Annotated in this window: 13 protein-coding genes and 1 pseudogene; 5 read left to right on the top strand and 9 right to left on the bottom strand. The window is 38.9% G+C overall.

Going from position 1 to position 14,953, the window contains the following annotated elements; genetic code table 11:
- Positions 1 to 41: 41 nt before the first annotated feature.
- Together FJR08_RS18435 and FJR08_RS18440 are read left to right on the top strand one after the other, a co-directional pair.
- Positions 42 to 944 (top strand): S1 RNA-binding domain-containing protein, encoded by a 903-nt coding sequence (locus FJR08_RS18435; RefSeq protein ID WP_168634148.1) that lies wholly within the window; start codon positions 42 to 44, stop codon positions 942 to 944.
- Between the two features lie 239 nt (positions 945 to 1,183).
- Complete coding sequence (locus tag FJR08_RS18440) at positions 1,184 to 3,427, top strand: FdhF/YdeP family oxidoreductase (protein WP_168634149.1); 2,244 nt, start codon at positions 1,184 to 1,186, stop codon at positions 3,425 to 3,427.
- A 7-nt stretch (positions 3,428 to 3,434) separates the two neighbouring features.
- On the opposite strand, the pseudogene FJR08_RS23770 reads toward FJR08_RS18440, so the two are convergent.
- The 3 genes and pseudogenes from FJR08_RS23770 to FJR08_RS18455 all read right to left on the bottom strand — a co-directional run.
- Positions 3,435 to 3,566 (bottom strand): annotated as a pseudogene (locus FJR08_RS23770) (Uma2 family endonuclease); the annotation flags it as partial.
- 132 nt (positions 3,567 to 3,698) lie between these two features.
- The gene (locus FJR08_RS18450) at positions 3,699 to 4,016 is read right to left on the bottom strand and encodes a DNA-binding transcriptional regulator (protein WP_015079248.1); all 318 of its coding nucleotides are present in this window, start codon (positions 4,014 to 4,016) and stop codon (positions 3,699 to 3,701) included.
- A complete protein-coding gene (locus tag FJR08_RS18455; RefSeq protein WP_015079247.1) occupies positions 3,988 to 4,383 on the bottom strand; it encodes a type II toxin-antitoxin system RelE/ParE family toxin in 396 nt (131 codons plus the stop codon). Before FJR08_RS18455 ends, FJR08_RS18450 begins: the two co-directional genes overlap by 29 nt.
- 240 nt (positions 4,384 to 4,623) lie before the next feature.
- On the opposite strand from FJR08_RS18455, the gene gpmI reads away from it, so the two are divergent.
- The 3 genes from gpmI to FJR08_RS18470 all read left to right on the top strand — a co-directional run bounded on the left by gpmI (position 4,624) and on the right by FJR08_RS18470 (position 7,333).
- Positions 4,624 to 6,222: a 2,3-bisphosphoglycerate-independent phosphoglycerate mutase gene (gene gpmI, locus FJR08_RS18460; protein ID WP_015079246.1), complete on the top strand. Its 1,599-nt coding sequence runs from the start codon at positions 4,624 to 4,626 to the stop codon at positions 6,220 to 6,222.
- Between the two features lie 76 nt (positions 6,223 to 6,298).
- Positions 6,299 to 6,532, top strand: coding sequence for a preprotein translocase subunit SecG (gene secG / locus FJR08_RS18465; protein WP_168502287.1), 234 nt, complete (start codon positions 6,299 to 6,301; stop codon positions 6,530 to 6,532).
- A 12-nt stretch (positions 6,533 to 6,544) separates the two neighbouring features.
- A complete protein-coding gene (locus tag FJR08_RS18470; protein WP_168634150.1) occupies positions 6,545 to 7,333 on the top strand; it encodes a peptidase in 789 nt (262 codons plus the stop codon).
- 186 nt (positions 7,334 to 7,519) lie between these two features.
- On the opposite strand, the gene FJR08_RS18475 is transcribed toward FJR08_RS18470, so the two are convergent.
- The 6 genes from FJR08_RS18475 to FJR08_RS18500 all read right to left on the bottom strand — a co-directional run bounded on the left by FJR08_RS18475 (position 7,520) and on the right by FJR08_RS18500 (position 14,953).
- Complete coding sequence (locus FJR08_RS18475; protein ID WP_015079241.1) at positions 7,520 to 8,488, bottom strand: orange carotenoid protein N-terminal domain-containing protein; 969 nt, start codon at positions 8,486 to 8,488, stop codon at positions 7,520 to 7,522.
- A 392-nt stretch (positions 8,489 to 8,880) separates the two neighbouring features.
- Positions 8,881 to 10,029, bottom strand: coding sequence for a glycosyltransferase family 4 protein (locus FJR08_RS18480; protein WP_148762806.1), 1,149 nt, complete (start codon positions 10,027 to 10,029; stop codon positions 8,881 to 8,883).
- Between the two features lie 293 nt (positions 10,030 to 10,322).
- Positions 10,323 to 11,945, bottom strand: coding sequence for an MFS transporter (locus FJR08_RS18485; protein WP_168634151.1), 1,623 nt, complete (start codon positions 11,943 to 11,945; stop codon positions 10,323 to 10,325).
- Positions 11,929 to 12,858 carry a DNA repair protein RecO gene (gene recO, locus FJR08_RS18490; RefSeq protein WP_168634152.1) on the bottom strand — a complete coding sequence of 310 codons (930 nt, stop codon included), beginning with the start codon at positions 12,856 to 12,858 and terminating at the stop codon, positions 11,929 to 11,931. Before recO ends, FJR08_RS18485 begins: the two co-directional genes overlap by 17 nt.
- A gap of 163 nt (positions 12,859 to 13,021) precedes the next feature.
- A complete protein-coding gene (gene deoC, locus FJR08_RS18495; RefSeq protein WP_015079237.1) occupies positions 13,022 to 13,708 on the bottom strand; it encodes a deoxyribose-phosphate aldolase in 687 nt (228 codons plus the stop codon).
- Between the two features lie 111 nt (positions 13,709 to 13,819).
- Positions 13,820 to 14,953 carry a DNA cytosine methyltransferase gene (locus FJR08_RS18500; protein WP_168634153.1) on the bottom strand — a complete coding sequence of 378 codons (1,134 nt, stop codon included), beginning with the start codon at positions 14,951 to 14,953 and terminating at the stop codon, positions 13,820 to 13,822.

Consider the following 14,953-nt stretch of genomic DNA (forward strand, 5'->3'; position numbering starts at 1 on the left):
ACCACTGACAAATAACAACTAACAATTTATCTTCAAACGTCATGAATTCCGAATCTAAACTTTCTCAAACAGCCAATTCGTCTTTTTCAATGGACGATTTTGCCAAAGCACTGGAAAAACACGATTACCAATTTCAAAAAGGACAAGTTGTTCGTGGCAAAATATTCCAAGTTGACCACGACGGTGCTTATGTTGACATTGGTGGTAAATCGTCGGCGTTTCTTCCCCAAGAGGAGGCTTCTTTGAGAGCAGTAACTGATTTGTCGGAAATATTACCGATGGATGAGGAACTAGAGTTTTTAATTATTCGGGATCAGGATGCTGAAGGTCAAGTTACCATTTCCCGTAAGCAATTGGAAATGCGGCAGATTTGGGAAAAACTAGCAGAAATACAAGAGAATTCCCAAACTGTTCAAGTGCGGGTAACAGGTGTTAATAAAGGTGGTGTCACTGTTGATCTTTTTGGTTTACGAGGTTTTATTCCGCGATCGCACCTGTCCGAACGTGATAACCTAGATGCACTCAAAGGTCAAAGTCTCACTGTGGGTTTTTTAGAAATTAATCGGGAAACCAATAAACTCGTTCTTTCTCAACGTTTAGCGGCTCGTTCTAGCAACTTCAGCCTATTACAAATAGGTCAATTGGTAGAGGGAAAAATCACAGGCATCAAACCTTTTGGTGTATTTGTAGATTTTAATGGTGTCAGCGCCTTACTACACATCAAACAAGTTAGCCAAAAATTCATTGAATCTTTAGACAAAGTCTTTCAAATTGGTCAACCAATCAAAGCTGTAATTATTGATTTAGACGAAGGTAAAGGTCGAGTGGCGATTTCTACCAGAGTCTTGGAAAACCACCCTGGTGAAGTTGTGGAAAACTTTGCAGAAGTCATGGCTTCAGCCGAATCTCGTGCTAATCGTGCGGCTAATAAAACTGCTGAATAGGTAATTGGTAATTGGTAATTGGTGATTGGTAGTGCGGGCATCTTGCCCGCTATAATAATATTAGAGAACTCCACAAAAAAGATGATCCAGTTGAACGCAGATGAACGCAGATGAACGCAGATGAAGAGGGATAAATTAATTAATGGATTTCATGTTTCTGTGCAGCCTGATGTAAAATTGGTATAAGCTAAATATTAAAAAATCAGTCCGTAAAGAAATAAGATATAAAACTTCTATTTATGGATAATTTACCTGAAAATAAATCTAATTGCAATGCCGGTGGTGGTTTACCTGTTATCCAATACTGGATAGAAAAAACTCTGTCACCCCAAGGTTTACAATTATGGCAAACTCTCAATCATAAAAGTGCTTGTTTATCCTGTGCTTGGGGTACGGGTGGACAAAAGGGAGGCTTTGTAAATGAAGCGGGAGAATATTTACAACGTTGTGCTAAAAGTGTGGAAGCAATTGCAGCAGAATTGCAACCAGGAATTAAACAAGATTTTTTTCAAAAATATAATATTAGTGAATTACAACAACTGACTTCTCAAGAATGTGATGATTTAGGGAGACTTAGTTATCCTCTCATTCTCAAATCAGGTTCATCTCATTATCAACGCATTAGTTGGGAAGAAGTTTACCAAATTGCCACAATAGCTTTTCAACAACTACCAAAAAAGATTGCTAGTTATAGTTCTGGACGTTCTGCCAATGAAGCTGCTTATTTATTACAGTTATTAATGAGATCGCTTGGTAGTAATAATTTAGCAGATTGTTCTGATTTATGTCACGCTCCCTCAACCATCGGCTTAAAAAAAGTTTTCGGTTCAGGGACATCAATGGTAAGTTTAGAAGGCTTACAACATAGTGATTGTCTAGTTTTAATTGGTTCTAACGCACCGGCAAATCATCCGCGATTAATGAACGAATTAATCCAATTGCGGGCAAGAGGCGGTAAAGTAATTATTATTAACCCCCAAATTGAAATCGGTTTAGTTAAATTTGCCTCTCCTGCGTTTCCCGTCAAATCTTTACTCACAGGTGGTTCAGATATATCTTCTTTATATTTACAACCGATTCCTGGTAGTGATGTGGCGTTATTTGTGGGGTTGCAAAAATCTCTAATTGAACAGAATTTAATTAAAAGAGAATATCTCGCGTCTTCCACTAAAAACTGGCAACAAATTATAGATTATGCAGAAAATATATCTTGGGATAATATCACTAATACCTGCGGTTTATCTCAAGAAGAAATTACAGCCACAGCTTATCTAATTGGTAAATCAGAAAGTGTAGTATTTGCTTGGGCTATGGGAATCACCCAACAAGCCAACGGTGTAGATAATGTTTTTAGTATCGCAAATACAGCCTTAATTACAGGTAACGCTGGTAAAATTGGCGCAGGAACAATGCCCATTCGGGGACATTCCAACGTGCAAGGATTTGGTTCAATGGGTGTCACCGTCAATTTGCGCGAAGAAATCAAACAAGCATTATCAAAACTATTAGGAAAACCCGTCAGTGAAACTCCTGGTTATCATACCCGTGATTTAATAGCAGCAGCAGAATTAGGAAAGATCAATACTCTCTTTTGTTTAGGGGGAAATTTGTATGCAGCTAACCCCGATTTACAGCAAGCAAAACAGGCTTTATCGCAAATTGAAACCATTTTTTATGTAGCGACAAAACCGAATTTAGGACATTTTCACGGATTAGCAAAACAGCAAACTTTAATATTACCTGTTTTCAATCGGTTTGAAAATCCCCATAGGACGACAACGGAATCAGGTAATAATTTTGTCAGATTAAATGATGCAGGTAAAAGTCATTTACAACCAGATAATTCCGATTTGATTTCCGAAGTTGAATTAATTACAGAAATTGCTCATCGGTTACATGATGAAAATCCGATTAATTGGCGTAAATTACAAGATACAGTTTATGTCAGAGAATTAATTGCTAAAACTATTCCTGGTTATGACAAAATAGGTGAAATTGATCAAACTCAGGAAGAATTTACTATTACAGGGCGAATTTTTGAAGAACCAAAATTTCCCACTTCTGATGGTAAAGCGCAGATGTTTGTCACACCCTTACCCCAATTATCCTTACCGCATAAATCAGCTTTTGGTGTTGAGAAGAATCAATCAGGAATTGTCCTAATATTAGGAACAGGACGGAGTTATGGACAACATAATACAGTAGTTTATCGCAGTGAAGATAAATATCGCAATATGCCCCATCGTCATTGTATTTTAATGAATAGTTTGGATATTAAAAAAGCAGGATTTCAGGAACATCAACGAGTTACAGTTAAAGGAAATGCGGGAGAATTAGAGAATATTGAAATTATTTGTGGTGCAATTCGTGAAGGTGTAGCTTTCATGTTTTATCCTGAAACTAATGTTTTATTTAAAGCAGAAATTGATCCAAAAAGTGGGACACCTGCTTATAAAAGAGTTCCGGTTTTTGTGTTAAAATAATAATGTTAAAAGCTCCATTTTGATACTTGTCTTCAACTAATGTACAAATTGTAATTGTTGTCCGCTTGGTTTTGCCGATATATTCTCTACCACCAATATCTAAATAATCTACAATCCAATATTCAGGAACAGCTAATAGGAGCAATAAATTCATTAACTGTGATTAGTTTTAGGGCTGATTGTACCATTATTATTTTTTTTGCTGATTAAATAAAGATTATTCTGGCAATTAGAAACTGCAATTTCTTACTTATTTAGCAATCAGGTTAGATTAATAAATTAAACTTTCCAAACCTTTTTCCCGGACTAAATGCAATAATTTAAGAGCCGCGCCTGTAGGTCGTTTTTGCCCAATTTCCCATTTTTGAACAGTTGATGAACTGATGTTTAAAATAGCAGCAAACACAGATTGGCTGACATTAAATGATTCACGAAGTTGCTTAATTTGTTGAGGTTCTAGCGGTTCAATTGGCGGTAAACACAAGCTATCAAATTCGCGTAACGTAACTTGACTCATTACACCAGCCTTGTATAGTCCTATAGCAGTTTCGTGAACAGCCTCAAGAATTGCTGACTTTTTCTTCCTCATTACAGATTACCTCTATTAATTCATCTTTCAATTTTGCTGTTTCAAGAGCCTCTGCTGTTAAAGACAGCAGTTCTGATGACAGTTTTTTCAAGGCTTCTTTTTCATCCTGATCAATATTGCTACGCTCGTTTTTTGGAAACCCAAACACAAAAAACCAACTATCTCCCTTGTTAGTAGCAACCAATGTACGGAAACCAGCCCTCTTGCCCTTTCCAGAACGGGCAATGCGTTTTTTAAATAGTCCACCTCCTAGGTCCGCGTCGTAAAGACCTGCTGCCATTTCTGCAACAGCATTACAGAGACTAGAATCATTTAACTTCTGATCTTTTGCCCAACGGTTAAACCATCGGGTTTTGTAGATTGCCATATTAGTTTCCTTTAACTAAAGTATAGCACTTGGTACTATAATAGTCAATAATCAAAACTACCTATCCAAACAGATATGCTGATTTTACACAATCTTTACTCATAGCGACAAAAGCTGTTTTGATTGGATGCAACATGATAACCAGCAGAATATTAGAAATTAATCAGTAGAATTTAACCTTCAGAGTTGGTTAGCAATGGTATCATTCGAGTATTACAAAAAGTAAAGGGCAATTTTACTATGACCAAAGCACCTGTTGCTCCTGTGGTGCTAGTCATTCTAGATGGATGGGGCTACTGTGAGGAAACGCGAGGAAACGCAATTACCGCTGCCAAAACTCCGATTATGGACAGTTTATGGGCAGTCTATCCCCACACCCTCATTCGCACATCAGGAAAAGCCGTAGGGTTGCCAGAAGGACAAATGGGCAACTCGGAAGTTGGTCATTTGAACATTGGGGCTGGTCGAGTCGTACCCCAAGAACTGGTACGGATCTCAGATGCTGTAGAAGACGGTTCTTTAGCCGCAAACCCAGCCCTTGTCAAAATTTGCCAGGAAGTCCGTGCTGCTAATGGCAAGTTACATCTAGTGGGGCTTTGTTCTGATGGCGGGGTGCATTCCCATATTACCCATCTATTTGGACTACTTGACTTAGCGAAGGAACAGCAACTTTCACAAGTTTGTATCCACGCCATTACTGATGGTCGTGACACTAAACCGACAGATGCTATCAACGTCATTCAGCAGTTGGAAGACTATATAGATCAGGTTGGCATCGGTGAAATCACTACTATCAGTGGTCGCTATTATGCAATGGATCGTGATAACCGTTGGGATCGAGTCCAACGTGCCTACGATGTGATAACAACAGATAGTGCGGGCAATGGACTCACGGCTGTAGAGACATTGCAAGCAGCTTACGCTGAAGGTGTGACTGACGAGTTTGTTCTTCCCGTCCGTCTGCAACCAGGCGCGGTAGAATCTGGTGATGGGGTTATATTTTTCAATTTCCGCCCTGACCGGGCTAGAGAACTAACTCAAGCCTTTGTCAGCAACACTTTTAACGGTTTTGCAAGACAGCCAATTCAGCCGCTTTCCTTTGTAACTTTTACCCAGTATGATCCAGAATTACCTGTTTCTGTGGCTTTTGCGCCGCAAAATCTGAGTAATATTCTCGGTGAAGTTATCGCTAATCGTGGTTTAAAACAGTTTAGAACTGCGGAAACTGAAAAATATGCCCACGTTACCTACTTCTTTAACGGGGGACTAGAAGAACCCTGTGAGGGAGAAGACCGGGAATTAGTCAGTAGTCCTATGGTGGCGACTTATGATCAAGCCCCGGCGATGTCAGCACAAGCTGTGACGGATGTGGCGATCGCTGCCATGAGAAAGGGCATTTACTCCCTAGTCGTGATGAACTATGCTAACCCAGACATGGTAGGGCATACGGGGCAAATCCCCGCTACTGTGACAGCGATTGAAGCAGTAGATAAATGTTTAGGTCGTCTGATTGATGCTATTGGTAAAGCAGGTGGTACAGCAATTATTACTGCTGATCATGGCAATGCTGAGTATATGCTAGATGAAGGCGGTCATCCGTGGACAGCGCATACTACTAACCCAGTTCCGTTAATTTTGGTAGAAGGTGAAAAAGCCAAAATACCGGGATATGGAACAAATGTGGAATTAAGAAATGACGGCAAATTAGCCGATATTGCCCCAACTATTCTGGATATTTTACAGATATCCCAACCACAAGAAATGACAGGGCGATCATTACTTAAAGCCGCAGAATATGATTTACAACTAACTCGTACTCCTGTACAAATAGGTTTGTAAAATCGTAAAATGGTAGGGGTTTAGCAATGCTAAACCCTTACGAGATTGATAACTTCTTATAACCAACATTTCTAATATGGCAATTACTAACATCATCCAAGGCATTTGGGCATTTTCCGCTCTCGGTTTGATTATCCTCGTTTTGTTACATAGTCCTAAAGGTGACGGTATTGGCGCTATTGGTGGACAAGCACAATTATTTAGTAGTACCAAAAGTGCCGAAAATACTTTAAATCGAGTTACTTGGGCATTAGTTGTAGTTTTTCTGGGTTTAACTGTGGTTTTAAGTGCTAATTGGTTGCCTAAATAATTGAAACTGAAAATGGGAAAAATTACCCAAAATCAAAACTTTTGGCGAAGATTAATAGTTCGACACTTCGACAAGCTCAGTGCATCGCTTCGCTCACTACAAGCAGCAGTTCTGACTTTAGCAATAAGTACAGGACTGCTAGTTATTTTGAGTAACTTTCAAGTAAATGCTGGTGTGAGGGAACAGGAAAGAAACTCCCAATTTATCCAAAAAACTCATCCTTTACCAGCGACTCTGGCACAATGGCAAGATAAAACAAATAGTGGTGATTATTTTGATCAAATCAAATCTACGAAAGTTGGTTATTTGATTTGGTCAAGTTTTCCGGTAAAGGTGAAGATAGAAACACCAACAGATATTAATGAAAAGCAGTCACAAATATGGGTTAATAGTGTTTTCCAAGCTGTTCAGGAATGGAATATTTATTTACCTTTACAGGTAGTGGAAAAATCGGCTATTGCTGATATTACAATCTCCCGAAAAGCACCGCCTTTGCAACGTGAACCTAATGGTAAAATACTGCGGGCGCGTTCGGCTTTAACTACTTATGATTTATATACTGAAAATAATATTTTATCTCACCGGTTTACAATTCTGTTGAGTCCTAGTCAAACTGGTGATTATGTCTTATCAGCAGCCCGTCATGAACTTGGCCATGCTTTGGGAATTTGGGGTCATAGTCTTCTGCAAACTGATATTATGTATTTTTCTCAAGTTCGCAAACCGCCGTTTATTTCGATTAGAGATGTGAATACTTTGAAGAAGGTTTATGAACAGTCTACAAGTTTGGGGCAGAATTAAACTTAGCTCACGCAGAGACGCAGAGGCGCAAAGGTAAGACCAGTTGTGCTTATGCGATAAAGATAGTTCTTCCTCGTCGGTTCTATGATAACAAATTTTCTGGTCGGTGTCAATAGCTTTCACTCTATTATTGCGAGGCTGTGAAAATAACAAATAAATTTGATTTTCGACAGCCTCATGATTTAATTAAACTCGACGCAGATTCATGAGTTCTTGAGGAGAAGCAAGCATATCAATCGCTACGAAGAAGATTTGTCCTTCGGGATTGATTAAAAACCGCCAAGAAATATTCATACCAACTGTGACACCAAACCAAGGAGTTTGCACTACTCCTGTGATTTTCAGTTGCTTAGAACCGTCTGGTTGAACTTCGCAGATACCTTGTTGTGGCATCATGTTTAGTCCTTGTGCTTCTTCGCGCATATATTTAGCGATCGCTTCCCGACCCACAATGGGCTTTTGGAACGGTGGTTGTAGCGCACCGTCAGTAGTGAATAGCGCGATCGCAGTATCAAATTTATCTGCATTCATGGCTTCAATGTAGCCTAAGACAGCGGGTTCTGTAATGCCGTCAATTTTCACTGAAGATATAACAGGGGTTGTGCGTTGGAAAGCAGGTTCTGCACCTGCTTTAGGATAACTACTAGGACCAAGGTCAGAAGTATCAAACCCCATATCTACTACAGTATTCCGCAATACGGTGATTTGCTGACCTTGATCAAGTTTTTGTGTGGCTTCTAATACAAATTTTACACCAGGAGACATTTGATAACCAACGGGGACAGGAGTGATGATTCCCTGTTTCATCAATTCTCCTAACTCGAACCAGAAAGCGAGTTTGGTGTTGACGCTAAAGAAACCATAGGAACGGCTAATAGGAGTATCAGCACGGCTGGCTAAATCCCGCATGACTTTGGTTTGCTCTTCACGAGACATTTGCTTAATTTGGGTCAGCAAACTTTCAGCTAGTTGCAAGCGTGCTACTCCAGGTGCGGCAGGAGTAATGGTTTTACCCATTTCGGTGTAAGCATACCAAAGATATGCTAATTGATCATCAACGTTAAGTTGATCGAACAATGCTATAGTTGCGGGAATAGGGCTAGGAAGTTGAGTATTAGAAAAAATAGTTTGAGCGGACTGGATAGTTAAAGCCACAGTCGGAATCTCCAAGATTATGTGTTAATTAGTCGCTGTGAAGACTTAAGCTAAAAATGTTTATGATGAACTTATGTCTTATGTAAAATAATGTAATAAAAATCTTAATTTTTGTAAAGAATAGAAATTGCGAATTGACAAAATGGATTAAATATGGTAGATAGGTTGGCGTTGAAAATTGTCGTCATAGCACTAGGCAAGAGGCAATACTTCAACTTCGCTCAGTAACCAGAGGCAAGAGTAAAGAAGTTTTCAGCGATTTTACATTTCTTTACACAGTTTGGTTTTATTGTGTTCACCTACTTATTCAATTCTGAATAAATAGACAATAAAAATCTTCCTCATCCAGAAATAGAGAGAAAGATTTATTGGTTATAGCTGTTGAAAATACGCTAAATACCCCAACTCAGTGTTAAAGGACGTTGTGCAAGAACTTGGCTATAAAGCTCTTCTAATTGGGTGATGTTATCATTCAGGGTATAGCGTTCTAATACTCGCTTTCTGGCTTTTTCTCCCAACAATGTGGTTAACTCTGGATGATCTTGAAATAGTGGTAAGAGGGTTTTTAACTGCGATCGCACACTGCTTGTATTAATTGCCACACCAGCGCCCTTTTCTAAAACTTCTCCATCTGCACCAACATCAGTAGCCAAACAAGCTAAACCACAGGACATTGCCTCTAATAGAGACAAGGATAAACCCTCTACCAAAGAAGGTAAAATAAATACATCAGAACCCCGTAAAATTTCGATGCGGCGATCTTCATCAGCGATGAAACCTAACCAGATGATGCCATATTCTCGTCCATAAAATGATTCTAGAGAAGGCTTTAATGGACCATCTCCCACAATCAATAATTTGGTATTAACGCCCATATGTGATTGTTTCCAAGCACGTAAGAGAGATTCAACGTTTTTCTCTTGAGCGATTCTCCCTTGATAAACAAACAAACGTTCAGCGCCAAATTCAGCTTTCACATGAGAAACACCGGGAGAATACTTAACAGGATCTACACCGTTAGGTATAACAGCAATCTTTTTTTCCCTCACACCCATACCTGATAACAATTCCCGCTGAATTTGGGAAAAGATAATTACCCGATCATAATGATCCAAAAAAGGAGCGTAAAGTTGATAAGCTAAAAGTTGGGTACTCGATATTAATTTTGCACCCTTACCTGCAAATGGAGTGTGGAAAGTGGCAATTAGGGGCAAATTTAATTCTTCACAAATTTCTGGTAGAACAAAGTCCAAAGTTGATAAAGTCAGAGAAGCGTGAACTATATCCGGCTTAATTTCCCGCAAAGAATCTTTCAAAACCTTAGTTGCTTTGAAAGAGGGAATTGTATAAACCTGGGACTTGTAAATAAATGGCAAAGGAACTTCCTGAAAATTAGGCCAATTGTCAGTTGTCGCTTCTTCTTGGGCAAAGTGTAGAAAACTAACCTCATGTCCCCTGTCTAGGAGTCCGTTGGTAATTTCTCGACTGTAGGTGACGTTACCGCAAAAGGGTGTTTTTTTTCCAATCCAAGCTATACGCATTCTTAGGTTATCTATAAAAAAAGCGAGGGTAAAATATACTGTTTTTATTATGAAGTTGTTATAGCTGAATTTTTGATATTCACAAAAACTCAGATATCTCTAACTTTTAAACCTAAATAATCTTGGTAATTAAAAAGTCAATAAATGGATTTATTGATGATGCTCATAATTTATAAATCTTTTAACTTGATTACAAATTAATATGCTGATTATTTAGTTTATCCCCAGCAAGTATTTTGCATCTTGCTGGATTAAGTTTAGCACAAAACCCAACAGTTTGATGCAGTTTTTGGCTATTTGCCATTTGAGGATTCACCAGAATTATACCAGGTAAACAGACCGCCAATTAAGACAATGGCAGCTAAGGTAAAAAATACTGCTTTTAAGCCGATAAAAGTTTCCGCTACACCAGCTAAAGCCAGAGGTAGAGAAAGGGCAATATTAATCACATTATTTTGCAGCCCAAATACCTTACCTCGCATATCTGGGGGTGTTTCGGTTTGGATTGCAGTTTGCATGGGGATACCCACCAAAGCCCCAAATACTCCCACTAGGGCAATGAAGAGCAGCACAGGCAAGAGTTGGGTTGTAAACAATGATAAACCAATTAAAGATGCTGCCATACCTAGACAACCCCAAAAACTGAGTTGTTTATAGGAAAAGCGTTGTCCAAATTGTCCGAGAATTGTCGCCCCAAGCGCCACACCCACACCAGCAGATGCTAATAAAAAGCCGAATTGAGAGGCTTTCATATTCGGAATAATTTCTGCCATGCGAACTGCAAGCACAGTCAGGGCTGCAAAGACAGAAAATAAGATAATTAGTTGTAATAAAGCATTGCGGATACGATGATTTTCTTGGAGATAACGTAACCCGTCGCGCAAGTCCGAGAAAACATGGGGAAATTCTGTTTCTGGGGGATGAGGTTTTTCGTTAGTTTGGAGTAAGAATAATATTAACCCAGCGATCGCATAACTGCCACCCACCAGAATTTCCTTACCCAATCCCCCACTACCACCTAATTGCATCCACAGTCCATCTGCTAAGGCTAAAACTGGTTCTCCTACGGCAAAACCGACAATTACCGAAGCCATCATTGTCGTAGTGTAGAGAGAATTAGCCGAAAGCAAATCCTGTTCTTTCACTATTAAAGGAATAGCCGATTGTTCTGCCGGTGCGAAAAATTGTGTTAAGGTAGAAACCAAAAAAGTCACACCTAAAATAATCAAAAAACCCACGGGTAAAACTCCCACAGGCTGCCAATCATGGGTTAACCATAACAGCGAAGGAATGAGCAATACCAGAATCCCGCGCCAAATATTTGATGCTACCAAAACAACTTTTTTTGACCAACGATCTACAAAAACTCCAGCTACAGAACCAAATAATACGGCGGGAATAGTAAACGCCATCATTAAAGCGGAAACCCAACCACTAATACTTTGATCACTAGCTTGAAACTGACTATTAATCAAAGCAATCATCAATACTAAATAAACCTTATCAGCTAATTGACAGAAAACTTGACCTGCCCAAAGAGCGAGAAAATTCGGATTTTTCAATACAGGTAAAAAACCCACCTGTTGATTATTTTCCGAATCTGCACCTCCCGAACCAGCATCTATTAATGGTAGTGTTTCCGGTGTTAATTCCGTTGTAGTTGGGACATTTTCTGAAACACCATTAATTTTGCCATTTGTCTGCGGAATTTTTGATGGTTTGGGGATATCAGTCAAGGGAATTTCTGATGTGCAATTCCCATTTTCAGAAACATCCTTGAGTGACATTTCTGGACTATGAATATGACTAACTTTAGGGGAAGAAGCAACATTATGATCTGATGCTTTATGCTTTTTTTTAGCGTCGCTAGGTGAGTGAGTTCGGCCTTTTTTATCTAAATCAGACGATTGCATCATGGTTGGTGGCAAAATAGGAGTCAATCAAAGTGGCAGAGCGAATAGGTTGTCCTAAATGATACTGGACATACTGGCGCAAAATTTGCTCAACAGCTAACCATCCAGAATCTGAAGCTGCATCTATTTGTATTATCTCTGTTTCCGACAGATATTGAAGCATAACCAGTTGTTTCCCATTCAAGCGACGAGAAATAATTGGTAACTCCTGCTGATGAAAAACTGTTTCATAGCTAGGGTTAGAGGCACAGGATTGGGGATTGGGAACACTTTTCTGTGTTGTTTCCTGCATTTCCCTATTTTCCCGGTTTTCCTGCTCTATTTCTGTTCGCAAGCTTTTCCAAGCATCTAAACAAATTATCCCACCAGAAGGAATACTAAATCCCACTTGCCAATGGGGATTTGTCCAGTCTGGAGTTAAAAGCCGTTGGGTTAAGCAACAGGATTCTACTTGTGGGGTCAGTCCTGCTAAGGCTAAAAGCTGAAATACACCTTGGACTAAATGGGCAACTACACATTTTATTTCAGTTTTGGGTATATCATTTAGGCGTTGAAGATGTTCATTAAATAACTCATAAAGTTCTGTTTGGGGTAGTTCGCTTAACGCTTGACATAAGACTATTTCCGCTAAATATTGACTAGCAGCTAATTTACCTAAATCTTTAGATAAACCGGGATAAGTTTTTATAGTTTCAGCTTGAGTAATTCTATCGAGATTTCTACCTTGGGAAATTAGTAATTCATTGATGACAAACATCCCCATTCTCCCCCCCAAGCTGGAGTTTTGTTTCCGCGCTCCCGTAGCAACTGCCCGAATTAACCCAAATTCTTGAGTTAGAATTGTGACTATTTTATCTGATTCCCCCAGTGGTTGCGCTTTGAGATTAATACCAGTTGCTTTATAGGTTTTACTCATTTTTAATCCGTTGTCAGTTGTTAGTGGTCAGTTGTCAGTGGCAAAATAGACAGATCTGAAAATTAAATATACGTTTCTCAGAACCCTTGTAGAGTAGAGACGTTCCATGGAACGTCTCTACATTCTTTTCCAACAGGTGTCTAAACTGACAAAGAACAACTGACTACTCACTCTTTTCTTTTTCTGGGTTATGGCGTTGACGAAGTAAATCCACACCGCGAGATGTACCTAATCTAGTCGCACCAGCCATAATTAAATCTAAGGCATCGTTGTGAGTGCGAATGCCTCCTGATGCTTTGATGCCTACCCTATCTTTTGCTATTTCTTTCAAAAGCTTAACATCTGCTACAGTTGCGCCACCATTCCAACCTGTACTGGTTTTTAAGAATGCAGCACCAGCATCCATAGCTAGTTCCGCAGCGATTTGTTTCTCTGTATCCGTCAGAAGGCTAGTTTCTAAAATTACCTTCACAGGTTGTCCGGCTTCTTCGCAAATTGTGGCAATTTCCCAGTGAACTTCCTCGGTTTTTCCGGCTTTTAACCAGCCTATGTTAATGACTACATCTAACTCAGTAGCGCCATTGTCTACTGCTTCTTTGGCTTCATATAACTTCACGGCTGAAGTATTTGCACCATTGGGAAAACCAATGACTGTACAAACTTGAGGATTTTTTTTATACAGTAGTTCTGCTACTTGCTTGACATAACAGGGATTCACACATACCGCTGCAAAGTTATATCTATATGCTTCGTCGCACCATTGACTAATCTGCTCTGGGGTGGCAATTGGTAATAGCAGAGAGTGGTCAATAAATGGCGCAATATCAATGTTTGGATAGTCTGCTGCCATCGTTTTTGCTTTTGGTGTAGAGTTTATTAAACTTGATGAAAATTAAAGTATTTCTTATATATTAAACCACAATACCCCCAGATCCCCGACTTCTCAAAGAAGTCGGGGATCTTAATCTTGCGAACCAGTGTTTAAAAAGTCAAGAATAGTTTGCGCTAAGGCTTTTGAGGCTAAGTATGGAACTCCATTTCCAACGGTTTTAAACATATTTGTAAGTGACATATTTTCTGGAAGTGAAAAATCTTCAGGTAAGGATTGAATTGCTAAAGCTTCCGCTACAGAAATACGTCTAATTTTGTAAGGATGTAAATGGACTTCATTATTACCATAGCAAGCTGTGGGAGAATAACGCCACCGGTGCAGACGTTTAAATGATTTTTTGGAATCATCTCCTTCGTCAATAGTAGCAAATTTAATTTTACCTGCTCTTGGTTGAAAATGATGTTTAGCATTGGGATGGTTAAGAACGTGATTTTTTCTAAACCAATATTCAACGGTTAGTTGTTGAGGAATATTTTCAGGACAAGGAATTATAGAATCTTCTTGAAATGGTTCGCACTTATTCCAAGGATAAGTAAATACTTGATCTTGAGGATATAAAATATATTTTTCCCAAGGAAAGATAAATTCATCTTTGATTTTCATGTCTTTGAGAAAATTATCTTTAAAACCTATTAAAATAATTCTCTCTCTATCTTGAGGGACACCATATTCAATGGAATTAATTAACTTTTCTGTTAAAACATAACCTGCTTGTTGTAATTTTATTTTTAGTTCTTCAAAAAATAAACGGTGTTTTGTGGTTCTCCACAAACCTTTAACATTTTCAAATAAAAAGAAATCTGGTAAATTTTGACAAATTAATTCAATATAAGCAGATGAGAGTTTACCATTATCGCCTAAATGTCCTTTGTTTTTGCCACCAACAGAAAAATCAGGACAGGGTGGACCACCAATAAAGCCGATTATATTATTTGATTTACGGGAATTTTTGACTAATTCATTTAATCGTTGTGCTGGTGTTCCTGTTATTAATTTACTTACGTCTGCGGCTTCTCCTTCATGATATCCATATTCAGGTTCGGGGAGGTTGAGTTTTTCCCGTGAATAGCGATATGCGGACATGAATGGGGGGAAGATTTCGTTGATATAAGTGATGTTATAGCCGCTAGTTTCAAAGCCTAAATCGAGGAATCCTGAGCCGGAGAAGAAGGAGAAAATAGTGGGATGATTGATCACTGACAT

The organism is Dolichospermum sp. UHCC 0260, from assembly GCF_009711985.1.
Classification (GTDB): Bacteria; Cyanobacteriota; Cyanobacteriia; order Cyanobacteriales; family Nostocaceae; genus Dolichospermum; species Dolichospermum lemmermannii.